This is a genomic window from Pseudoalteromonas sp. HF66 (assembly GCF_011806445.1).
GTDB classification, from domain to species: domain Bacteria; phylum Pseudomonadota; class Gammaproteobacteria; order Enterobacterales; family Alteromonadaceae; genus Pseudoalteromonas; species Pseudoalteromonas apostichopi.
Genome location: NZ_JAATOU010000013.1, coordinates 44,548 through 67,525 on the forward strand (window position 1 = coordinate 44,548; position 22,978 = coordinate 67,525).

The window sequence follows — 22,978 nt, forward strand, 5'->3', positions numbered from 1 at the left end:
AAACCTTATCTTTAAAGGCGTTCAGCGCCTTTTTTATTATTTTGAAATACCATTTCGTAACTATCGAAAGTTTCGTTAGGTAATTAATTGTTGATAGATTGTTTCGTTTTGTTATAAATTAAATGTAAGGCCTTACTCATTACCATTTTTATGGTGAAGAAATCTGAACATTTAAAAACAGGAAATCATCATGGCAACAACAACTAGAAAAAAATATTTGAGTGTGCTGATAAGCTCAATTCTGGCTTCATCAGTCAGTTTCGCCACAACTGCTCAACAACAAGAAAACGATAGTAAGGCCGAAGAAGATGTTGAGGTTATTGAGGTCACAGGGATCCGTAGCAGTATTAAAGAATCAAACTTTCGAAAGAAGGAAGCAACGACAGTAGTAGATGTTGTTGTTGCAGATGACATCGGTAAGTTCCCTGATGAAAATTTAGCCGAGGCATTACAGCGTATTCCAGGAATTACGATTACTCGTAATGGGGGGGAAGGGCAAAATATCCTCGTGCGTGGCTTAGGTGGCGGCTACAACATTACCACTTTGAATGGTCGTAAACTGGCTTCTGAAAACTCAGGACGTGACTTTAACTTTGACACAATTGCCTCAGAGTTAGTGGGAGCGCTTCAGGTTTATAAGTCGCCAGAAGCACGTTTAATTGAAGGGGGCATTGGTGCGGTTGTTGATATCGAAACTCGTAAACCATTAGATCAAGATGGCTTTACTTTGAGTGCTTCTGCAAAAGGGATTTATGAATCGCGAACCGGCGATGTACACCCGCATGCTTCGTTCATCATAGGTGACAATTTTAATGACGATACCTTTGGTGTGCTTTTCTCTGGTGCTTATTCAAAGAAAACCTTACGTGCAGATACTTACTCAGCAAGCGGCTTTTTTGATGAAGAAGAAGGTTGGGGGGCAGACAGCGCGGGTGTGCCAGTCGACATGAATGGCAACGGAGAAATTGATGGGCAAAGTGAAATATTTGCCTCAAAAATCCCGAGTTACATGTATTTTGCCAACGCGCAGGATGTGCGTGAACGCGTCGGTGCGACGTTAGCAATGCAGTGGCGCCCAACTGATACCCTCGATATTAACTTCGATGCCCTTTATTCACGTTACAACACCGATGGTCATCGCTATCAAATCGGTTTTGTTAACTACGATGAAAGCTGGACGCCAGGCACGCCAGTCTTTACCGATGCAGAATTTGATGACACAGGTCGAGTTGTTTCCATGACGCAAACCGGTAACACTATGGTGGAGTTACTCAACTTAACGAATCCACGTAAAACTGATACTTATCAGTTTGCCCTTAATGCAAAATGGTATCCAATGGATGGCCTAACACTGGCTATGGATGTTGCTCATTCAAAAGCGAAAAACGAAAACGGTGGTGATAACCGCTTTATTGTAGCGCGTGGTTTTATTGACTCTATAGGTATTGATTACAACACTGGCAACATGCTGCCAGATGTTACCTTATCGCCAGGCTTGACTGCGGATCAATCTTACGGAGCTCACTATAGCCGTAACACAGGTACAGGTGTTGAAGACACGGTTAATGACTTTAAGTTCACAGGTACGTTTGTGCCTGAAAGTGATTTGGTGACCCGTATCGACTTTGGTTTAACTTATCTTGAGCAAACTAAGAGCCAACTTGAATATGCATCAAAAAATGCCAGCCAATTTAGTAATGGTGGTCAATATTTAGAACGCGATGGTTATGAATTTGATGACAGCACTGTTGTGAATGTAGGTGACTTTAACCTATTTGAAATTCCAAGCGATGTGTTTGTTGAGGCCAATTTCGATAACTTCTTAGAAGGCGAAAGTAGTATTACACCTGAGCCTTGGCCAAGTTTTGATTACGATAAGTTACTTGCTTACTATCGTTCAATTAATGCTGAAGCAACTGATAAAAGTATCGTTGCATCGCTTAATTCATCAGGTACTTATGAGGTAACCGAAGAAGTCTTGACTGCATATGCGCAAGTGACGCTCGAAAGTAACCTTGCAAAAATGCCGTACATGTTAAATGTCGGTATTCGCGGCTCGCAAACTGAAGTAAGCTCAAAAGGGTCTGTTTACGATTTATCATTAATTGACTTACAAGATGATGGTAAACCACTTGAAAATGGTTGGCGTGAAACCGTTGAGCAATCATTTAAAGGGGATTACAGCAACATTTTACCCAGCATGAACTTTAAGCTTAGTATTACTGATGATTTGATTTACCGTTTCTCTGCGGCACAAGTTATTAGCCGTCCATCGTTAGGTTATTTACGCCCATGGCTTGCGCCAAACTTTGATACTTACCGTGAAGGTTTACCTCAACTTTCTATGGGCGATTCATCGTTAACGCCTGAAGAAGCCAATCAAGCCGATATGACACTAGAGTGGTACTTTGAAGACAGTAGCTCGTTAAGTGGTGGGGTGTTTGTAAAAGACCTAAAATCATTTATCGATTACGTTGAAAGTCCTGTTGAAATTGAAGGTGTGCGCTACTTTGCATCTTACCCGGGTAAGAGTAAATATGGTGCGACTATCAAAGGTGCTGAGTTTGCTTATCAGCAATCACTAGAAAACTTACTGCCTGAACCTTTCAATGGTTTAGGGTTTCAACTTAACTACACCTATGTTGATAGCAGCTACGATGAGCCAGAACTGAAAGAGTCAGGCTTACCATTTAGAGGTATGTCGAAAAACTCTTATAATGCTGTGGTTTACTATGAACAATATGGTTTCCAAGCGCGTTTAGCTTATAACTGGCGTAGTAAATTCTTGTCGGATCCAGATGCGTGGGGTGGCCCTTATTGGATCTCTGATTATGGTCAGTTAGATGCCAGCATGAGCTATAACATCAGTGATCAATTCACTGTGTTTGCTGAAGCAACTAACTTAACGAATGAGCGTTATTGGGGTTACACCAAACGTACTGACCAAGTGAGTTATCTTGAGCGCTTTGGTACTCAAGTCGCCTTGGGTGTTCGAGCTAGTTTCTAATCTTTGAATTCCCAGTTGTTAGTGTTGTTCAAGCGCCTGCAAAGGCGCTTTTATTTTAAAATGAGGTTGTTATGGCAGGAATTAGTGTTTGGCAATTAGCCATTATTGCTGCAATTGTGGTGCTGTTATTTGGCACAAAAAAGTTATCCCGAATAGGTGGAGATTTAGGGACGTCAGTCAAAGGGTTTAAACGCGCTATGCAAGATAAACCTAATGATGAAGCCTAGCCCATAAGTATTTTAAATTATATTGCTACCTTGTTCTGGATCGCGAGATTGATCGGCTTGTTCGCGAATATCATCGGCGTCACTGCTAACGTCATCAAGGCTATGATCGTCGAGTGATTTTGGTGTTTGTTGCTCAGCGGTTGCATTGATACTTGGTTGCTCTGTATCGTTCTCGCTATTTAAGATAATACGTTCACGGGCGTCATCTGGCATACTAATTTGCTCTTCTAAGTAGGTATTTACTAGCTCTCGCATCAACTGTGAGGCTACCTTGATATGACTATGTTCTGCACTATTTACCCAAAAATAAATAGTTAAATTCAGTGTCGCTGAACCTAGTGAGTCAATCAGAACTTGGCTGGGTGGATCATTAATAACTGCGGGATGTTGATTGACCACTTTCATTGCTAATTGCTGGGCATAGCGAATGTCATTATCATAACCAATACCTACTGCAAAGTGGCCGCGCATTTTAGGGTTAGCAGTTAGATTTTTAATAACGTTTTTATATACAGTCGCATTGGGAATTTGAATATGATTACCATCAAAGTCAACTAAGGTGGTAGCGCGGGCTGTAACCTTTTTAACTACCCCTAAACGACCATCGACTTCAATAACATCATCAATACGAAAGGGGCGTTGCACACTGAGCAGCATGCTTGAGATAAAGTTTTCGGCGATATCGCGAAAAGCAAAACCTAAAATAAGCCCGACTAATCCAGTACCACTCATAATCGCCACAGCAAAACTGGTGAGCCCAGCTAGACGCAAAAATAAGTACACACCAAACAAAATTATAATGATACTAAAAAAGCGCCTCGTGACGACATGTAAGAGTTTGCTTTCACTTACAAAACCAAGTGGTTTTATCAATAGATAGGATAAAGGACGGGCCAATAAATAGCAGATAATGATGGCTACAATACCTAATGTCAGGGCGGGTAACATTTGCCATGTAGTATGTAAAAAATGCGTAACCTGAGAATTTAAGTCTTGCCAAGATAAGCTTTCTAAGACTGGTTGCGATGCTACGGAAAGTGTTGGTGTAACTAAGTTATGTATTTGATTTTTTAATATTAAATAATAATTCATCGCACCACTCCATGGGTTTATTTGCAGTTTTTATAAGCTTAGCTTAATGCAAATCAGACGCCATTATTACTGGCAAGTTGTTTGCTACTTTATATCCATTAAGGCAAATTTTTAGGTCACTTATGACTAAGAATAATCGTGGTTTCAAAGCTCGTTCACCCATGGAGATCCCAATTCGAGGCTGGTGGGACATTAGCAAGCGGGTTTATCACAACCTATCACAAGACAACTTATCTTTCGTGGCGGCGGGTGTGGCATTTTATGCTCTGCTTGCGATCTTTCCTGCATTAGCCGCTACAGTCTCTGTTTACGCTTATTTTGCGTCCCCGACCGATATCCATGAGCAGCTTGATAAAGTCACAGCTATTTTACCAACAAGTAGTCGAGACATTATTTTGCTACAGGTTGCAGAGGTGACTCAGCAATCGCAAAAGGTGTTAAGTGTTAGTGCCATAGGGACTTTATTGTTAACGATTTGGAGTAGCAGTAAGGGCTGTCAGGCGCTAATAACAGCCTGTAATATCACTTATCATCAGCATAACAAACGACAATTTTTTATGGCTTTACTGGTACGCTTTTTATTTTCGCTAGGTGCCATTGTTGTTGCGCTGGTGGCTTTATTGATCATCGGTATTTTACCGATTGTGCTTAACCTAGTTGGTTTAACAGAGCTTATTGATTTGTTGATCAAGCTCATTACGTGGCCATTGTTAGCCATCACTTTTAATTGCGCTTTGGCATTTTTATATCGTTATGCGCCTCATCGAACTCCGGCAAAATGGCGCTGGATCACACCAGGCTCAATACTGGCTACTTTGCTGTGGATCATCGCATCAATTGGTTTTTCATATTATGTCTCCCAATTTGCAAGCTATAACGAAACGTATGGCTCATTAGGTGGAGTAGTGATTATGTTGATGTGGCTCTATATCAGCGCATACATCATTATTTTTGGTGCAGCAATCAATGCCAGTGCCGAGCAGCAAACTGTGGTTGATAGCACTATAGGGCCAGAGAAAGAGGTGGGTCAACGCGGAGCGACTGTGGCGGATGAATTAACCAAGCAGCAAAATAAACATTCTCTTAAACAGAATGATTAGCGCGAATTTTACTCATGGTTGTTAACTAAATTAGCTCCTACAATTATTTCATACAATTTACGGGAGTAAAGTTATGAATGTGATTCAACAGTTAAATAGCCATGCCACACAAGATGGTGATGGCGTAAACATTAGCCGTATTCCGGGCTTTGATGGCAAGTATTTAGATCCCTTTTTAATGATCGATGAGCTTAAGTCAGATGATCACAGTGATTTTATGGGTGGTTTTCCTGCGCATCCTCACCGTGGTATTGAAACTTTTACGTATATTATTAAAGGCGGCTTCGAGCACCAAGACCAAATGGGCAACAAAAAAGCCATCCGTGCTGGCGATGTGCAGTGGATGAGTACTGGTTTTGGTGTAATCCACAGTGAAATGCCTTTGGCAGATGCCAAAGAGGGTATGCATGGCTTTCAGATTTGGTTAAATATGCCAAGTGCTGAGAAGCTTAGAAAACCGCGTTACCAAGATACCACTGAAGCGCCGGCGCCAACGACTCGAAATGAGCAGGGCGTTGAGCTAAAAGCGTTAGCTGGAAGCTGGGAGTTTGCTGATGAAAATCAGGTTTCTAGCCTACAAGATCTCGCCGCTAACGGCATGCTTGCCGATGTGACTTTACCGGCTGGAACACAGTTTTACCATGCACCGCTTACACAAACTAAGGTGATGCTTTATATCCACACAGGTGAAATTCATACTGAGCAGGGTGGGCCAGTTAAAGCAGGCAGCTTACTTATTTTGGAGCCTGGTAGTGATATTGAATTTAACTCTCAAACTGGTGCGGGCGTGTTGTTGCTTGCTGGTGAGCCGCTTAAGCAACCAATCGCGCATATGGGTCCGTTTGTAATGACAACACAAGCTGAGTTACAGCAAGCAGTACGTGACTATCAGTTAGGTAAATTTGGCACTCTATAGGAGGTTATTGTGGGATTACTCGTAAATGGCCAATGGCAAGATAAATGGTACGACACCGATAACAATCAAGGTGAATTCAAGCGTGAGGCGGCCCAGTTACGTAATTGGGTCACCGCAGATGGTAGTGCGGGAGAAAGCGGTGATGCAGGCTTTAAAGCAGAAAAAGATCGCTATCATCTTTATGTATCTTTGGCCTGTCCTTGGGCACACCGCACCTTGATATTTCGTCATTTAAAAGGCCTTGAAGACTATATTAGTGTATCTGTAGTAAGCCCTGACATGCTTGAACATGGTTGGACATTTGACAAAGATAATCACAGTACGGGGGATGCATTATTCAATACTGATTATTTGCACCAAATTTATACTCGTAATAAACCTGACTACTCTGGTCGCGTAACAGTTCCTGTGCTTTGGGATAAAAAGTCTCAGCGTATCGTGAGTAATGAGTCTGCAGAGATTATTCGCATGTTTAACAGTGCATTTAATGATCTAACAGGCAATGAGCGCGACTTTTACCCTGCGTCGTTGCGTACTGAAATTGATGAAATTAATGATCTTGTTTATAACAATATCAATAACGGTGTTTATCGTGCTGGCTTTGCGACAACGCAAGAAGCCTATGAAGATGCATATGACGACTTATTTGCTGCCCTTGATAAAATTGAGCTGCGTTTGACAGATAATCGTTATCTAGTGGGTGATACATTGACTGAAGCCGACTGGCGACTGTTTACCACTTTAATTCGCTTCGACAGTGTTTACGTGGGTCACTTTAAATGTAATTTGCGTACCATCGAAAGTTACCCTGCGATCAGCAATTATTTGCGTGAGTTATATCAAACTGAAGGAGTGAGTAAGACGGTTGATTTTTACCATATTAAACGCCATTACTACTTCAGCCACACGATGATTAACCCAACGCAGATCGTGCCTAAAGGGCCAGCAATAGACTACTCGCGCCCACACAATCGAGGATAAAAAGTGACTAAAACTAACAGTTTAATTTAGCAATTAAGCTGTTAGTTATAACTATCCATGACCTTGCTAATTGTGTCGATGCCAAACATCACTTTTTGAATAAATGACTCTGAACTTTTCACTAAATTAAAATTAGGGTGCTGTGACCAAATTGCTTGTAGTTTGTCATCAAGCAAGATAGCTTGCTGATCAGATTCGTTTCTTACTGGATTGTTAGAGTGAATGCTTTGCCCAGATTTAGCAGCAGTTTCAAAAAAGATCACTGCATCGTATTGGTTGAGTTCTATTTGTAGGCTGGTATTTAAGCATTGAAAAAACTCATCTTGTTCACCAGGCCAATAGGCAAGCCCATCTAAACTGCCACGATCGCAAAGCATCAAACGATTTGGATGCATGGTTCGCTGAATATGTTCTAGGTGTTTTTGTAAGCTGAAAATGGCTTGCTGGTGTGCTTTGATAAGATGAGGTGAGTCACTACGTTCTATACCGCCACCAAAAAGCATGGTTGCAGACTCTGGTACCACGACAATTTGTTTAGAAAATTCTCGTCTTAGCAAGTCGATGGCTGTTGTTTTTCCACCACCTGGACCACCTGTTAATACAATCCTTTTTTTCACCTTAAGTTTCCACACATAACTAGTTTGTGTTTAAGGTAATGAAAATAGCTTGCAAAGAGAAGTAAAAAACAAACTTTACATGATAAAGATCACAACAAGCGTAATAACCAGCTAAAGCGACTGACTTTTTTAAGTTTACCGTCTTTGTTATCTGAGTTATTGAGAGCTTCGTAGCCCATACCTGCAGTGAACGCACTGGCAATACCGACTTTACTTACAGCAAATCGCTTTAATCTGTACTTAAATGCCTGATGATGCTGACGTTTAATCTCATCTTGCAGATCCATTTGTTGACTAAGCTCAGTTACTTTATGCTGTGGCTTATTGATAAAATAATCAATTAACATCACTCATCCTTATTTAATATTCAATAATTGACGAACACTTTTAAGAGTGTGATCAAAACCAATCTTACTACTTACATAACCAATGTTTTTCCAAAGCCAAGCAAGGCAAAGTAGTTGTAATGCAATCAGTGAGATAGCTGATAGCCACAATGATTGGCTAAAACTGAATATGGCGATACCCACGGTAGCAAGTAAACCAGCCCAAAGCAGTACTAACCCTCCAGCAAAACAAACAAGTAAGATAATAGTTAAGGCGAGAGAACGTGTTGATAGGCGCCACTCAGCAGCTGCAATCTTTTTGCAAGTACCTGTTTGTTTACGGTAGTCAATGTATAGCTGTTTGGCGTAATCAGATAATTTAGCAAGATGATCTTGCCACTGATCAGCGTTTGGCGGCTGATCAGTGGCACCTTGCGTTTTCTCATCTGTAGATTGAGAAGGCTGCATAACAATTACTTACGACGAATAAGCGCAGATACTAACATGCCTGCAGCAAAGGCAATACCCGCTGTTGCAAGTGGGTTTTCTGATGCAAGCTGACGAGTTTTACCACTGTATTCGTTAATTTTAGCACGTGCTACAGCTTGTTTTTCAGAAAGCGTTTGGGCAGAGCTAGACGCACCTTGACGTACACTTTGCTCGGCACTTGCAGCACGCGTTGATAATGCATCTACAGCGTGATGTGCTGCTTCAGTTGCTTTTTCTGTAAATGGCGCCTCTACTTGAGCCGCTTTCGAGTTTGCACTGCTGTCCGTTGCTGTACTTGTGTTCGATTTTGAAGTTGCGGTAGTCATAATCATTCCTTAAAAAATTGCCATTGAATTGGTAGCTAGTCTGTCGCAACCTTTATACCAAATTGCAAAAGGTATATTTTTCAATATGTTAATATTGTAGTTGAGTTCTAGGATGGATATTTCCCGTAACTCTTGCAGGGTGATTAAGTAAAAATTACAGCATAAGATAATTTTGTAATTATTCATTGGTTATTCATTAACCATTTTTCCCTAATCCATTACCAAGAAAATTGAAAAAAAATTTTTTTTCGATGTTTTCCACTTTTTCCCACGTAATTCATAGGCTTTGCCTGAGGCCTTATTTTTTCTGGCTTCACAAGGCGCTTATGATGATCTGCTTACTTGACAAAATGGCTTGTCAAGCCCTAAACTGGAGCACTGTGGTAAAAAGTGGTTTTTAGTGGATCAAACTGGATCGGAAATAATCATTAACGATTAATAACCTATTTTTAAGGCAATTTATGTTTCGGGGTGCGAGCTCTCTGAGTTTGGATGATAAAGGACGCTTTGCGGTACCAACTAAGTACCGAGATTCGATCTTGTCTGAAGATCAGGGAACGGTTATTTGCACTGTGGCCTTAAACGAACCTTGTTTGTGGTTATACCCGTTAGCAGAATGGCTCGAAATCGAAGAACGATTATTAAAGATTTCGAACATGAATCCACGTGCTCGCCGCATGCAACGTATGTTGCTTGGTAACGCTACAGAGTATCAACTAGATAAAAATGGCCGAATTCTGCTGGCGCCGTCTTTACGAGCACACGCAGAACTTGGAAAAAAAATCATGTTGGTTGGCTTGATGAACAAGTTTGAAATTTGGGATGAAGATCGTTGGCATGAACAAATGCGCCAAGATACTGAAATTGAACGCCAAGGCGATTTTGAGGCGAATCCTGAGTTCGATAACTTCTCACTCTAACCACAATAATAAAAAGGCAAAAACTAGCTAATGACAGCGCAATTTGAACATGTCTCTGTACTGATGGACGAAACCATAGATGCTTTGGATATTAAACCCGAAGGCATTTATATGGATGGCACATTTGGTCGCGGCGGACACTCAGGGCAAATTCTTGCGCGTTTAAGTGAACAAGGTCGCTTGCAAGCGATTGATCAAGATCCACAAGCTATTAAAGCTGCTGAAAAATTTGCTGATGATGCACGTTTTTCGATTGCCCACACGCGTTTTTCAAATCTTAAAGCCGTTGCTGAAGATAATGATTTAATCGGTAAGGTTGACGGCATTTTGTTAGATATCGGTGTTTCTTCACCACAGCTTGATGATGCTGAACGCGGTTTTAGCTTTATGAAAGATGGCCCGCTCGATATGCGCATGGACCCAACCAGTGGTCGCAGTGCTGCACAATGGTTAGCTGAAGCTGAACTTGAAGATATTACCCATGTGATTAAAACCTACGGTGAGGAAAAGTTTGGTCGTCGCATTGCCCATAAAATCATTGAGACTCGTGAGCACACACCTATTACTAGCACTAAGCAGCTTGCTGATTTAGTCGATGAAGCTGTGCCGGTTAAAGACAAGTATAAGCATCCTGCAACACGAACATTCCAAGCGATCCGTATTTATATCAACAGTGAACTTGAAGAAATTCAAACTGCACTGCAAGCCGCTGTTGACGTTTTAAAGCCAGGTGGACGTTTAGTCGTTATTTCGTTTCACTCGTTAGAAGATCGCATTGTTAAGCAGTTTATAAAAAAACAGAGTAAGGGAGAGGCGATACCCAGAGGTCTGCCTTTGACTGATGCACAAATAAATAAAAACCTGACGTTAAAGGCAGTGGGTAAAGCCATTAAGCCAAGTAAGGCGGAAATTGAAGCTAATCCGCGTTCACGTAGTTCGGTATTAAGGATTGCACAGAGGCTGTAATGAAAGCTAAAGCGGTGAATCGACAACCCAACTTATTTGTGGAAATTTTTAAAGGCCTAGGAGCTAATAAGCTGACCTTGGCCTTATTGGTTGTGATTCTTGCTTCTAGTTTGAGTGTGGTTCAGGTGACGCACTTAGCGCGTCAACAATTGATAGAGCAAGATAAATTATTGCAAGAGCGCGATGAGCTCGATCTTGAGTGGCGTTACTTGCTAGTAGAAGAAGAGTTTTATTCGCAGCATGCGCGCATTGAAGAAGTGGCAACCATGCAATTAGAAATGAAGCGGCCAACAAGCAAAGATGAACAGGTGGTAATACTGCAATGAGAAGCAGAGGGAAAAAGCCAACAAATACTTTGATCACATGGCGTTTTTCGCTGGTGTGTTCAGTCGTATTTTTAGTATTCATGTCGCTGGTCGCACGTGCCGCATTTTTACAAGTAATTGAGCCTGATAAAGCGCGCTCAGAAAGTGATAAACGCACGGTACGTGTTGAAAAACAACATGTGCAACGTGGCATGATCTTCGATCGCAATGGTAAAGAACTAGCTGTAAGTGTGCCTGTAGTGAGTGTTTATGCCGACCCTAAAGCGTTAAACAAGTCATTGATCAGTAAGGTACTGCGTCAAGCACGCAAAAACGGTGAAGACCAACAAGCGCTTGCTGAAAACACGGCAGAATTAAACAAACGTATTGCTGCTTATTACAATAATGATATTCGTTGGCGTGAGCTTGCGGATGTACTACGTATTGAACCTAGCAAAATTAACTCTCGTCTTCGTGATAATCCAAAGCGACGCTTTGTCTATTTAAAACGTCAAGTCACTCCTGCGGTTGCTAACTATATTGGCGATCTTCGTTTACCGGGTATCCATTTACTGGATGAATCAAAACGTTATTATCCAGCCGGTGAAGTGACGGCTCATGTTATTGGTTTCACTAACATTGATGGCCATGGTATTGAAGGGATTGAAAAGCTTTATGAAAAGGCGTTAACGGGCGTTGAAGGTCAGCGCACTATTCGTAAAGATGCCCAAGGTCGTGAAGTAGAGGTGCTTGATGAACGTGAGCGCGTAGAGCCAGAGAGCATTCACTTAAGTATCGACCAACGTATTCAAGCAATTGCTTATAAAGCAGTAAAATCAGCGGTGTTATCTTACAAAGCGACCTCAGGTTCAGCCATGGTTGTGGATGTTAAAACAGGTGAAGTGTTAGCGATGGTAAATAGCCCATCGTTTAACCCAAATAATCTTAATGATGCCGCACCGCATAAGCGCCGTAACCGAGCGATTACCGATTTATTTGAACCTGGCTCCACTGTTAAGCCACTAGCCATTTTAGCTGGTTTAGACTACGGCACAATTCAACCGGATTCAATCGTTGATACATACCCCGGCTGGATGCGAGTAGGCGGTAGTCTAGTACAGGATACTCGTAATCATGGTGAGATGACTTTAAGAGAAATCTTAAAATATTCAAGCAACATGGGGGTGACTAAGGTTAGCCAAGAACTTCCAAAAGATTACTTTGTTGGCCTATATCAAAAAGTTGGCTTTGGTAGCGATAGTGGTACTGGCATGGTTGGTGAGAGTAGTGGTTTATTTTACCCAAATCGCCGTTGGTCTGATCATGAAATTGCTGCACTATCATTTGGTTATAATCTAGCAGTAAGCACCGCACAAATGGCGCGTTTTTATGCCATGTTAGGTTCAGGTGGTGTCATGCGCCCATTGACTGTACTTAAACAAGATTCGGTACCTGAAGGCGAACGTATTTTTCAACAAAAAGACGTTGAAGCTGTTGTCCACATGATGGAAAGCGTATTTGAAAAAGGCGGTACTGCACAAAAAGTTCATGTTGATGGTTATCGTGCCGCAGGTAAGACAGGTACTTCTAAGAAAGCGGCTGTCGGTGGTTATGGTGACGAATACGTTGGTTACTTTGCTGGTATTGCACCTGCGAGTAACCCGCGTTTAGCAGTAGTAGTATTGATTAACGAACCGGGTGGAGATGTTTATTACGGCGGTGCGACGGCAGGCCCTGCATTTGCAGAGATTGTCTCCAATGCCTTAAGAATTCTAAACGTCGCACCGGACAAAGATGCGGTTGCGTACGTAGAAGGCAAAGATAACGATGCGTGATTTAAAACCGATTCTTAATCATATTGATATTGAGGCCAATAGTTTATTGGTCAATCAACTACGTCTTGATAGTCGAGATGTGAAAGCTGGCGATGTGTTTGTTGCTATTAAAGGTCATCAACTTGATGGCGGACAGTTTATTGAAAAAGCCATTGAAAATGGTGCGGTGGCAATAATTGCTGACCGTTTATGTGAGTTCGATTGTGAATTTGAACCACTTTATTTAGTAACAGATTTAGCAAAAAAGTTGCCAGCACTCGCGGCTGCTTTTTATCAACAGCCATCAAAGCAACTTGATTTAGTGGGTGTAACAGGCACCAATGGCAAGTCAACGACAACAGCGATGATCGCGCATTTAGCTGCGTACTGTCAAAAACGCACAGCGGTGATTGGTACACTTGGCTATGGGCACCCTGATAATCTCACTGAGCTTGCTAACACCACACCATCAAGTGTTGATTTGCAGCGTATTTTATCTGAACTCGTAGAGCAACAGAGTGATGTTGTGGCTATGGAAGTTTCGTCACATGGCTTAGTACAGCACCGTGTTGATCATTGTCAGTTTAAAGCTGCGGTGTTTACTAACCTTTCACGTGATCACTTAGATTATCATGGCACTATGGATGCCTATGGTGATGCTAAGTTGATGTTAATGCGTAACCATATGCCAGAGCTTGTGGTACTTAACCAAGATGATGCTCAAGTTGAGGCATGGTTGGAAAAGTACGACTTTAATAACCTGATTTGTTATGGTCATAAAAATTTATCGCCTGAAAATGCACGTTTTGTGTATTTCAGTGATGTGACTTACGATAATGCAGGTATTTCGGCGAAGTTTGATACCAGCTGGGGGCAGGCTGAGGTTAATTGCACACTATTCGGTGAATTTAACTTATATAATTTAGCTGCTGCAATGGCCACTTTATTAGGTATGGGCTACCCACTCACTTTATTAGTTGAAGCCTGTAAAACACTGCAACCAGTCGCTGGGCGCATGCAAGCATTTAGTGAGCCAGGTCAACCAACCTGCATTGTTGATTATGCTCATACTCCAGATGCACTTGCTCTTGCATTACAAGCACTACAAAAACATGTACCGGGTGGAGTGAGCTGCGTGTTTGGTTGCGGTGGTGATCGTGATAAAGGTAAACGCCCGATGATGGCCAAAGCCGCAGAAGGCAATGCAGACCGTATTATTGTTACTAGTGATAACCCGCGTAGTGAAGATCCAAACGCTATTATCGCAGATGTGGTTGCAGGGCTTGAACAGCCAGAACTTGCACATTGTGAAGCAGACCGAGCGCTAGCAATTAGTTATGCTATATCACAAGCCGGTGCTGATGATGTGATTTTGATTGCAGGTAAAGGCCACGAAGATTATCAAATTATTGGCGATCAACGAATCGACTTCTGCGATCGTCAATATGTACAACAACAACTAAAAGAAAAATCGCAAGGGGCGCAGTTATGATCCCTATGGATTTTGATTGGCTAGCAAATGTTCTAGCAAGAGATTACCAAGGTGGTAATCAAAAGGTAAAAAACATCAACACAGACACTCGTACTTTGTGCGATGGTGAAGTGTTTTTAGCGCTACAAGGCCCCAACTTTGACGGCCACAAATTTGTTGCGCAAGCAAAAGAAAAAGGGGCGATAGCTGCTATTGTTGCGCGTCCCGTTAATGTCGATATTGTACAGTTTGTGGTTAGCGACACGCGCATTGCGTTAGGCCAAATTGGTACTGCTGTCATGGCTCAGGTCGCACCAAAAACGATTGCTATCACAGGTAGCGTAGGTAAAACGACCGTTAAAGAAATGTGTGCGGCGATTTTATCTGATCACGGTGAAGTCCTAGCAACAAAAGGCAACTTTAATAATGACATTGGTGTACCACTGACGTTATTACGCCTTGAGCCACAGCATCAATATGCGGTAATTGAATTAGGTGCCAATCATATTGGTGAAATAGCTTACACTGTTGCAATGACGAAACCTGATGTTGCTGTGGTATGTAATGTTGCAGCTTCTCACTTAGAGGGGTTTGGGTCATTACAAGGTGTAGCAACGGCAAAGGGTGAAATCTATGACGGCTTAAAGCCTGATGGTGTCGCTGTGGTTAACTGCGACAGTGATTTTGCCGATTTTTGGCTCGAAAAATTAAATGATCGCAACGTAAAACGCTTTTCTACTAGCCAACAACTAGATTATTGGGCAGAAGATGTGGTGCTTGATGAACAAGCCCGTGCTTCTTTTGTGCTTTGTAATAAAGATAAAAAAGTGCCTGTCACCCTCGCATTACCTGGAAAACATAATATTGCCAATGCTTTAATTGCCACAGCCTTAACTACTGAGTTGGGTGTAAGCCTTGAAAATGTTGCATCAGCATTAGCAACCATGGGTGAAGTGAAAGGCCGTGTTAACGTCCTCAAAGTATCAGACACTTTGACTGTTATTGATGATACCTACAACGCAAATGTGCAATCGGTTAAAGCGGCAATTGATTTATTAAGTGATATGCCGGGCCGTCGTATTTTTGCGTTAGGAGATATGGGGGAGCTTGGCGAAGAAGCTCGTTTTTATCATCAACAAGTCGGTGAATACGCGCAGCAAAAAGGCATTGATGAGCTGTACAGCCTAGGGGTATTAAGCAAATCAGCCAGTGATGTATTTGAAAAGCCAAACCGCCACTTCTCAAGCCGTGAACAATTATTACAACAATTACAAAGAGAGCTTGCTCAATCGATGCAAAAAACCACGATCGTTGTAAAAGGTTCGCGTAGTTCTCGTATGGAACTTGTGGTCACAGATTTAGTAAATGGCCAGCAAAATGGCAACAATGGAGTATCGTCATGTTAGTTTGGCTGGCAGAGTATTTAACACAGTATTACAGTGGTTTTAATGTTTTTTCTTACCTTACGCTACGTGCGATTTTAGGTATTTTAACGGCGCTGCTTATCTCTCTTTATTTTGGCCCTAAGCTGATTCGTGCATTGCAAAAAATGCAAATTGGTCAGGTGGTTCGTCACGATGGTCCTGAGTCTCATTTATCTAAAAAAGGCACGCCAACCATGGGCGGCATTTTGATTCTAGGGGCAATTTTTACCAGCACATTACTGTGGGCTGACCTTTCAAATAAATATGTATGGGCAACCCTATTTGTAGTGGGCTCGTTAGGTGTGGTTGGCTTTATTGATGACTACCGTAAAGTGATCCGTAAAGATCCTAAAGGCTTAATTGCGAAGTGGAAATACTTTTGGCAATCAGTGATTGCGTTAGTGGTTGCAAGTGCACTTTATTTTACGTCGCAGCAAGGCAGCGAAACCTCGTTAGTAGTACCGTTTTTCAAAGATGTGTTACCTCAGCTTGGGCTGTTTTATATCGTTATGACTTACTTTGTAATTGTAGGTACGTCGAACGCGGTAAACCTGACAGATGGCCTTGATGGTCTAGCGATTGTACCTACGATTTTAGTGGCGGCGGCACTTGCCATTATTGCTTACTTAACCGGTAACGTTAATTTCTCAAGCTATCTACATATTCCACACTTACCATTAGCTAGTGAGCTTGTGGTTGTGTGTACTGCGATTGTAGGTGCAGGACTAGGCTTCTTATGGTTTAACACTTACCCAGCACAAGTATTTATGGGTGATGTAGGCTCATTAGCACTTGGTGGAGCACTGGGTATTATTGCAGTGCTTGTTCGTCAAGAACTGATACTTGTCATCATGGGGGGGGTGTTTGTAATGGAAGCATTGTCGGTGATTTTACAAGTAGGCTCTTACAAATTACGTGGCCAACGTATTTTTAGAATGGCGCCTATTCACCACCATTATGAATTAAAAGGTTGGCCTGAACCGCGCGTTATTGTGCGCTTTTGGATTATTTCAATCGTGCTAGTACTTGCTGGCCTTGCGACATTAAAGATCAGGTAAATGACAGTCATTAACGAGATTAAAAACAAACAAATTTCAGTGCTTGGACTCGGTGTAACCGGTCTGGGCATTGTGCGTTTTTTATTATCTCAGAATATTAAGCCAATCGTTGTTGATAGCCGCTCGGCTCCTCCTGGAGCTGATTGGTTAAACGAGCATGCCAGTGAGTTAACAACCCACTTTGGTGATTTAGAACAGGCTGACTTAGCTAGTAATGACATTATTATCATCAGTCCAGGTCTAAGCCTCGCGACACCTGCTGTAGCAAAAGCGATTGATGCTGGTGTTGAAGTGATTGGTGACGTTGAGCTTTTTGCCCGATTAACCGATAAACCAATTGTTGCGGTGACTGGTTCAAATGGTAAGTCGACAGTTGTAACTTTGGCATTTGAAGTATTTAAAGCGGCCGGTTATAAAGTTGGCCTTGGTGGCAACATTGGTACTGCGGTACTTGATTTACTATCGCAAGACTATGATGTGTATGTACTTGAACTGTCGAGCTTTCAGCTTGATACCACACACAGCTTAAAAGCAAAAAGTGCCTGTGTATTGAATGTTAGCGAAGATCACCTCGATCGTTATCCAAGCTACCAAGCATACATAGATTCTAAGCAAAGTATTTATAACGGCTCTGAGCTTGCGGTAGTTAATGCCATTGATGTGGCAACGCATACTGCAAAGCAGCCCCAAGTGAGCTTTGCGCTCGCTAATGCAGATTTTGCTTTGGTTGAACATCAAGGTGAACAATACTTTGCAGCACAAGGCAATCCTGTATTACCTGCAAGCTGCTTGAAAGTAGTAGGCTCACATAATCAACAAAATGCGTTAGCGGTCATGGCGTTACTGAGCCCGTTTGCTATCGCGAAAGAGCATTATCAGCAAGCATTCAGTGCCTTTACAGGGCTGGCACATCGTTGTCAGTTTGTCGCTGAAATAAATGAAGTAAAATATTTTAATGATTCAAAGGCGACTAATGTAGGCGCAACCATCGCAGCTATTGATAGCTTGGCGGGCCAAGCAAAGCAATTGATTGTGATTGCTGGTGGTGATGCGAAAGGGGCTGATTTAGATGCCTTAAAGCCATACTTAAACGACAAAGTGAAAGCGCTTGTTTGTTTCGGTAAAGACGCTAAAGCGTTAGTGGCACTAACTGATAAAGGCCACCTAACAACCAATATGCATGAAGCTGTGCTGTTGGCAAAAAAGTTAAGCACGAGCGGCGATATCGTTTTATTAGCACCGGCTTGTGCCAGCATTGATATGTATAACAACTATATGCAACGTGGTGATGACTTTACACAGTGTGTATTGGCGGAGGCAGTATGATTGCATTTGCTGACATCCGTGAAGCATTAACACCAAAACAATCGCCACAGCTTTATGATGTGCCTTTGTTGTATTGCATGTTGATGTTGATTGGCGTTGGCTTTGTGATGGTAACCAGTGCCTCTATGCCAACAGCAGAGCGATTATTTGATAATCCGTATCACATTATTATTCGCCACGGCATGTTCTTAATTATGGGCTTTTTCTTGTTTTGGATTGCCACTAACGTGCCTATGGATTGGTGGAAGCGCAGTAACGCCTACTTATTATTACTAGGTTTAGGTTTGCTCGTTTTGGTGCTTATTGTTGGCCGTGAAGTAAATGGTGCAAAGCGTTGGATACCAATTGGTCCTGTTGGCTTTCAGGTTGCTGAGGCCGCCAAGTTGTATTTCTTTAGCTACATTGCTGGTTACTTAGTGCGTAAACGTGAAGAAGTACAAGAGAACTTAAAAGGTTTCTTTAAGCCATTAGCTGTCTTTGGTGTGTATGCGTTTTTGATTTTGATGCAGCCAGACCTAGGAACAGTTGTTGTACTGTTTGTGACGACTGTTGGTTTGTTGTTTTTAGCAGGTGCTAAGCTATGGCAATTTTTTGGTCTTATCTTAACTGGTATTGCAGCAGTTGTGGTTTTGATCATCGCTGAACCATATCGCATGGCTCGAGTAACAGGCTTTTTGGAGCCATGGGAAGATCCATTCGGTAAAGGATATCAGTTAGTACAATCGCTAATGGCATACAGCCAAGGTGGCTGGTTTGGTCAAGGGTTAGGTAATAGCGTGCAAAAACTGCAATACCTACCTGAAGCACATAATGACTTTATCTTTGCTGTGATTGGTGAAGAGCTTGGCTTCTTTGGCGTATTAAGTATTTTGATAGTGCTCGGTGTGTTTGTATTTAGAGCCCTGTTAATTGGCCAAAAAGCGCTGAAATGTGGCAAAGAATACGAAGGCTATTTTGCCTTTGCTATTGGTATCTGGTTTGCGTTTCAAACCATGGTCAATGTTGGCGCTAGCGCGGGTATTTTGCCAACGAAAGGCTTAACATTACCGTTTATTTCATACGGTGGTTCTAGTTTATTAATTATGACCATAGCAACAGGTGTACTTTTGCGAATAGATTTTGAAACCAAAATGGCGACTAAGCAGGCAACCTCACGTGGAGGTAAGCGATGAGTAAAAAGTTACTTGTTGTTGCTGGCGGTACCGGTGGGCATATTTTCCCAGGTATTGCGGTTGCTGACTTTTTAAAGCAACAAGGCTGGCAGGTTAGCTGGATTGGTACCCCTGACAGAATGGAGGCAACTGTCGTTCCTAAGCACAACATTGAGATTGAATTTATCAATGTGAAAGGTGTGCGCGGCAACGGGGTTAAGCGCTTGATTAAAGCACCATTTATGGTGATGAATGCCATTTTTCAAGCACGTAAAATTTTAAAAAAGCAAAAGCCTGATGTTGTTTTAGCTATGGGTGGTTATGTAACTGGACCCACTGGACTTGCAGCGAAAAGCTTAGGTATTCCTTTGGTTATTCATGAGCAAAATGCAGTTGCAGGTATGAGTAACCGTTGGTTAGCAAAGTTTGCTAATAAAGTGCTGGCAGCTTTCCCGTCGGCTTTTGCAAAAGAACAATGTGAAGTGGTTGGCAATCCGGTGCGAGCAAGTGTTGCTAATGTCACTGCTAAAAAAACGACTTCGCCAATCAATGTGCTTGTGGTAGGTGGGTCACTGGGCGCTCAGGTACTCAATGAAACTTTACCTGCTGTATTCAGTGAACTTTCAGCGCTAACAGCGCTTAATATATGGCATCAAACGGGTAAAAATAATGAACCTAATGTGACTGCTAGCTATCAACAGTTAGGGTTAGCTGAAAATAGTAAAGTTGCTGAATTCATTGATGATATGGATAGTGCATATCAATGGGCCGATTTGGTAATTTGCCGCGCTGGTGCGTTAACGGTTAGTGAGATTGCTGCTGCGGGTCGAATGGCGTTATTTGTGCCCTTCCCACATGCTGTAGATGACCATCAAACTGCTAATGCAAAGTATTTAGTCGCTGAGCAAGCTGCATTGATTATGCAGCAAAGTGAGTTTAATCAAGCGGCGGTTGTGGAGTTATTAACACCGTATGTCAGCGCACCAGAAAAAATTTCAACAATGGCAAGCAAAGCAAAACAGCTTGCTATTTTAGATGCCACAGCCAATGTTGCAAAGCGCTGTGAGCAACTAGCAGATAGAAGAGATTAGTAGTGAAAGAAAGCACGATGAAAGAAAACAACACTCGCCCTGCGATGCGTCGTATCGACACCATCCACTTTGTTGGTATTGGTGGCGCAGGTATGGGTGGTATTGCCGAAGTACTTGCTTTTGAAGGCTACCGCATCACAGGTTCAGACATTGCGCACAGTGCGATGACTGAGCGCTTAATTCAACTGGGTGCAGAAGTATTTATTGGTCATGACGAAAATAATGTAAAAGATGCCAGTGTTGTGGTGGTATCAAGTGCGATTAATGAGCAAAACCCTGAGATTAAAGCAGCCAAAGCGGCGCGTATTCCAATTGTTCGCCGTGCAGAAATGCTGGCTGAATTAATGCGTTTTCGCCACGGTATCGCAGTGGCAGGCACCCATGGTAAAACCACAACAACCAGTTTAATTGCCAGCATTTATGCACAAGCAGGCCTTGATCCAACCTTTATTATTGGTGGCTTGTTAAATAGTGCAGGGAGTAATGCCAAGGTAGGTAAAAGCGATTTTTTAATAGCTGAAGCTGATGAGAGTGATGCGTCATTCTTACATTTACAACCTATGGTATCGGTGATCACCAATGTAGAAGAAGATCACATGGACACCTATGGCGGTAGCTTAGAAAAAATGAAAGATACTTACGTCGATTTCATTCATAACTTACCGTTTTATGGTTTAGCTGTAGTGTGTATTGATTCTGAAGTTGCGGCAGAACTTATTCCTCGTTTTGGACGCCCTGTTATCACCTATGGTGAATCAGCAGAAGCTGATTATCGAATGGCTGATTTTAGCCAAACAGCGAATACTTGCTCATTCAATGTGGTGAATAAACAAGGTGAAAGCCTAGCAGTAACGCTTAATATGCCGGGCAAGCACAACGCGCTTAATGCAACGGCTGCAATTGCAGTTGCTAAAGATCAAAACATTGCTAACCATGCAATTTTAGAAGCGCTAACAAAATTTGAAGGGGTAGGCCGTCGTTTTCAGCATTACGGAACGTTTGAAAATGAACGTGGCAATGTCATGTTAGTTGATGACTATGGTCATCACCCATCAGAAGTGGCAGCGACAATTGCGGCGGTTCGTGAGGGATGGCCGGATAAACGTTTAGTGATGGTTTACCAGCCGCACCGTTATAGTCGTACTCGTGACTTGTACGAGGATTTTGTAAAAGTACTGGCTGACGTTGATCAGTTGTTATTGCTTGATGTGTATTCAGCAGGTGAAGAGCCAATTGTCGGTGCTGACAGCAAGAGTTTATGCCGTAGCTTACGACAGCGAGGTAAAGAGCCATTACATGTTGCTAGTAGCTCTGAGCTTGCCGGTGTACTTGCGAATACACTGCAAGATAATGATTTAGTTTTAACACAGGGCGCTGGTAACATAGGCCAGTTAGTGAAAAAGTTAGCAGCAACTAAGTTGTCTATTGAACAACTAAAGCAGGTAAATGTATGAGCCAGTTAAGCGACAAATTTGGCAAAGTAGCGGTACTTTTTGGTGGCACATCTGCCGAACGAGAAGTTTCTCTAAAATCAGGCCAAGCCGTATTGAGCGCTTTGCAAAGTGTGGGTGTTAATGCCATTGCTTTTGATCCGAAAGATCAGCCGTTATGGCAATTAAAAGAGTTAAAAATTGAACGTGTATTTATTGCTCTTCATGGCCGCGGTGGTGAAGATGGCACTATTCAGGGCGCTCTAGAATTTATGGGGATCCCCTATACCGGTAGTGATGTTCTTGGCTCAGCGCTTGCGATGGATAAGGTGCGTTGTAAGCATTTATTTAAAGCAATGGGGTTGAGCACAGCACCCTATGCTGTAGTTGATAGCCGCCATGAATTTGATAGCCAAGCGATTATCAATGAATTTGGCAAAGTGATGGTAAAACCGTCACATGAAGGTTCAAGTATTGGTATGGCAGAAGCAAATAACGCAGAGCAACTAGATACTGCACTTAATGCCGCATTTAAGTTTGATAGCCAAGTACTGGTGGAACAGTGGATCACTGGCCGTGAATTTACTGTTGCTGTACTAGGGCAAGATGTTCAACCTGTCATTGAGATGACGACGCCAAATGGTTTTTATGACTATCAAGCTAAGTATCAATCAAATACAACTCAGTACCATTGCCCTGCAGATTTATCTGTGCAAGAAACTGAATTATTGCAAGATATGGCATTAAAAGCGTTTGATTTAGTCGGTGCAAGTGGTTGGGGCCGTGTTGATGCAATGCGTGATCAGCAAGGTAACTTTTACTTATTAGAAGTAAATACGGTACCTGGCATGACCGAAAAGTCTTTAGTACCAATGGCGGCAAAAGCGAATGGTTCAAGCTTTGAGCAATTAGTTGTTCGCATTTTGGAGCAAACACTTTAA

The 22,978-nt window shown here is 42.2% G+C and carries 22 protein-coding genes; 17 read left to right on the forward strand and 5 right to left on the reverse strand.

What is annotated here, in order from left to right; translation table 11 throughout:
- Window positions 1–190 precede the first annotated feature (190 nt).
- A complete protein-coding gene (locus HCZ11_RS13495) occupies window positions 191–3,007 on the forward strand; it encodes a TonB-dependent receptor (RefSeq protein ID WP_167658655.1) in 2,817 nt (938 codons plus the stop codon).
- Window positions 3,008–3,078: 71 nt separating this feature from the next.
- Window positions 3,079–3,234, forward strand: coding sequence for a twin-arginine translocase TatA/TatE family subunit (gene tatA / locus HCZ11_RS13500; RefSeq protein ID WP_082401550.1), 156 nt, complete (start codon window positions 3,079–3,081; stop codon window positions 3,232–3,234).
- A 12-nt stretch (window positions 3,235–3,246) separates the two neighbouring features.
- Here the strand turns inward: tatA and HCZ11_RS13505 are convergent, their stop codons facing one another.
- The gene (locus tag HCZ11_RS13505; RefSeq protein ID WP_130050533.1) at window positions 3,247–4,326 is read right to left on the reverse strand and encodes a mechanosensitive ion channel family protein; all 1,080 of its coding nucleotides are present in this window, start codon (window positions 4,324–4,326) and stop codon (window positions 3,247–3,249) included.
- A 122-nt stretch (window positions 4,327–4,448) separates the two neighbouring features.
- On the opposite strand from HCZ11_RS13505, the gene HCZ11_RS13510 reads away from it, so the two are divergent.
- From HCZ11_RS13510 to HCZ11_RS13520, 3 genes are all read left to right on the forward strand, one after another.
- Window positions 4,449–5,426, forward strand: a complete 978-nt coding sequence (locus HCZ11_RS13510; protein WP_167658656.1) for a YihY/virulence factor BrkB family protein — start codon at window positions 4,449–4,451, stop codon at window positions 5,424–5,426.
- A 73-nt stretch (window positions 5,427–5,499) separates the two neighbouring features.
- The gene (locus HCZ11_RS13515; protein WP_130050535.1) at window positions 5,500–6,342 is read left to right on the forward strand and encodes a pirin family protein; all 843 of its coding nucleotides are present in this window, start codon (window positions 5,500–5,502) and stop codon (window positions 6,340–6,342) included.
- A 9-nt stretch (window positions 6,343–6,351) separates the two neighbouring features.
- Window positions 6,352–7,323 carry a glutathione S-transferase family protein gene (locus HCZ11_RS13520; RefSeq protein WP_130050536.1) on the forward strand — a complete coding sequence of 324 codons (972 nt, stop codon included), beginning with the start codon at window positions 6,352–6,354 and terminating at the stop codon, window positions 7,321–7,323.
- 41 nt (window positions 7,324–7,364) lie between these two features.
- Here the strand turns inward: HCZ11_RS13520 and HCZ11_RS13525 are convergent, their stop codons facing one another.
- From HCZ11_RS13525 to HCZ11_RS13540, 4 genes are all read right to left on the reverse strand, one after another.
- A complete protein-coding gene (locus tag HCZ11_RS13525) occupies window positions 7,365–7,940 on the reverse strand; it encodes an AAA family ATPase (protein ID WP_233786762.1) in 576 nt (191 codons plus the stop codon).
- Window positions 7,941–8,029: 89 nt separating this feature from the next.
- On the reverse strand, window positions 8,030–8,287 hold the full coding sequence (locus tag HCZ11_RS13530; protein ID WP_167658657.1) for a hypothetical protein: 258 nt from the start codon (window positions 8,285–8,287) through the stop codon (window positions 8,030–8,032).
- A 9-nt stretch (window positions 8,288–8,296) separates the two neighbouring features.
- Complete coding sequence (locus HCZ11_RS13535) at window positions 8,297–8,734, reverse strand: hypothetical protein (protein ID WP_130050539.1); 438 nt, start codon at window positions 8,732–8,734, stop codon at window positions 8,297–8,299.
- Between the two features lie 5 nt (window positions 8,735–8,739).
- Window positions 8,740–9,081: a DUF883 domain-containing protein gene (locus HCZ11_RS13540; RefSeq protein ID WP_130050540.1), complete on the reverse strand. Its 342-nt coding sequence runs from the start codon at window positions 9,079–9,081 to the stop codon at window positions 8,740–8,742.
- Between the two features lie 461 nt (window positions 9,082–9,542).
- Here HCZ11_RS13540 and mraZ point away from each other — a divergent pair, with 461 nt between their 5' ends.
- From mraZ to HCZ11_RS13600, 12 genes are read left to right on the forward strand one after another with little or no spacing between them, the layout of a single operon-like run.
- Entirely contained in the window at window positions 9,543–10,001 is a 459-nt protein-coding gene (gene mraZ / locus HCZ11_RS13545; RefSeq protein ID WP_167658658.1) for a division/cell wall cluster transcriptional repressor MraZ, read from the forward strand.
- A 30-nt stretch (window positions 10,002–10,031) separates the two neighbouring features.
- Complete coding sequence (gene rsmH / locus HCZ11_RS13550; RefSeq protein WP_130050542.1) at window positions 10,032–10,967, forward strand: 16S rRNA (cytosine(1402)-N(4))-methyltransferase RsmH; 936 nt, start codon at window positions 10,032–10,034, stop codon at window positions 10,965–10,967.
- Window positions 10,967–11,293, forward strand: a complete 327-nt coding sequence (gene ftsL, locus HCZ11_RS13555) for a cell division protein FtsL (RefSeq protein WP_130050543.1) — start codon at window positions 10,967–10,969, stop codon at window positions 11,291–11,293. The genes rsmH and ftsL overlap by 1 nt, the downstream gene beginning before the upstream one ends.
- Entirely contained in the window at window positions 11,290–13,107 is a 1,818-nt protein-coding gene (locus HCZ11_RS13560; RefSeq protein ID WP_130050544.1) for a penicillin-binding transpeptidase domain-containing protein, read from the forward strand. Before ftsL ends, HCZ11_RS13560 begins: the two co-directional genes overlap by 4 nt.
- A complete protein-coding gene (gene murE / locus HCZ11_RS13565; protein ID WP_167658659.1) occupies window positions 13,100–14,578 on the forward strand; it encodes a UDP-N-acetylmuramoyl-L-alanyl-D-glutamate--2,6-diaminopimelate ligase in 1,479 nt (492 codons plus the stop codon). The genes HCZ11_RS13560 and murE overlap by 8 nt, the downstream gene beginning before the upstream one ends.
- Entirely contained in the window at window positions 14,575–15,963 is a 1,389-nt protein-coding gene (murF, locus tag HCZ11_RS13570) for a UDP-N-acetylmuramoyl-tripeptide--D-alanyl-D-alanine ligase (protein ID WP_167658660.1), read from the forward strand. The genes murE and murF overlap by 4 nt, the downstream gene beginning before the upstream one ends.
- Complete coding sequence (mraY, locus tag HCZ11_RS13575; RefSeq protein ID WP_130050547.1) at window positions 15,957–17,039, forward strand: phospho-N-acetylmuramoyl-pentapeptide-transferase; 1,083 nt, start codon at window positions 15,957–15,959, stop codon at window positions 17,037–17,039. Before murF ends, mraY begins: the two co-directional genes overlap by 7 nt.
- Entirely contained in the window at window positions 17,040–18,365 is a 1,326-nt protein-coding gene (gene murD, locus HCZ11_RS13580; protein ID WP_167658661.1) for a UDP-N-acetylmuramoyl-L-alanine--D-glutamate ligase, read from the forward strand. It abuts the gene before it with no gap.
- On the forward strand, window positions 18,362–19,537 hold the full coding sequence (ftsW, locus tag HCZ11_RS13585) for a cell division protein FtsW (protein ID WP_130050549.1): 1,176 nt from the start codon (window positions 18,362–18,364) through the stop codon (window positions 19,535–19,537). Before murD ends, ftsW begins: the two co-directional genes overlap by 4 nt.
- Complete coding sequence (gene murG / locus HCZ11_RS13590) at window positions 19,534–20,607, forward strand: undecaprenyldiphospho-muramoylpentapeptide beta-N-acetylglucosaminyltransferase (RefSeq protein WP_167658662.1); 1,074 nt, start codon at window positions 19,534–19,536, stop codon at window positions 20,605–20,607. The genes ftsW and murG overlap by 4 nt, the downstream gene beginning before the upstream one ends.
- A gap of 2 nt (window positions 20,608–20,609) precedes the next feature.
- Window positions 20,610–22,061 (forward strand): UDP-N-acetylmuramate--L-alanine ligase, encoded by a 1,452-nt coding sequence (gene murC, locus HCZ11_RS13595; protein ID WP_130050551.1) that lies wholly within the window; start codon window positions 20,610–20,612, stop codon window positions 22,059–22,061.
- Window positions 22,058–22,978 (forward strand): D-alanine--D-alanine ligase, encoded by a 921-nt coding sequence (locus HCZ11_RS13600; protein ID WP_167658663.1) that lies wholly within the window; start codon window positions 22,058–22,060, stop codon window positions 22,976–22,978. Before murC ends, HCZ11_RS13600 begins: the two co-directional genes overlap by 4 nt.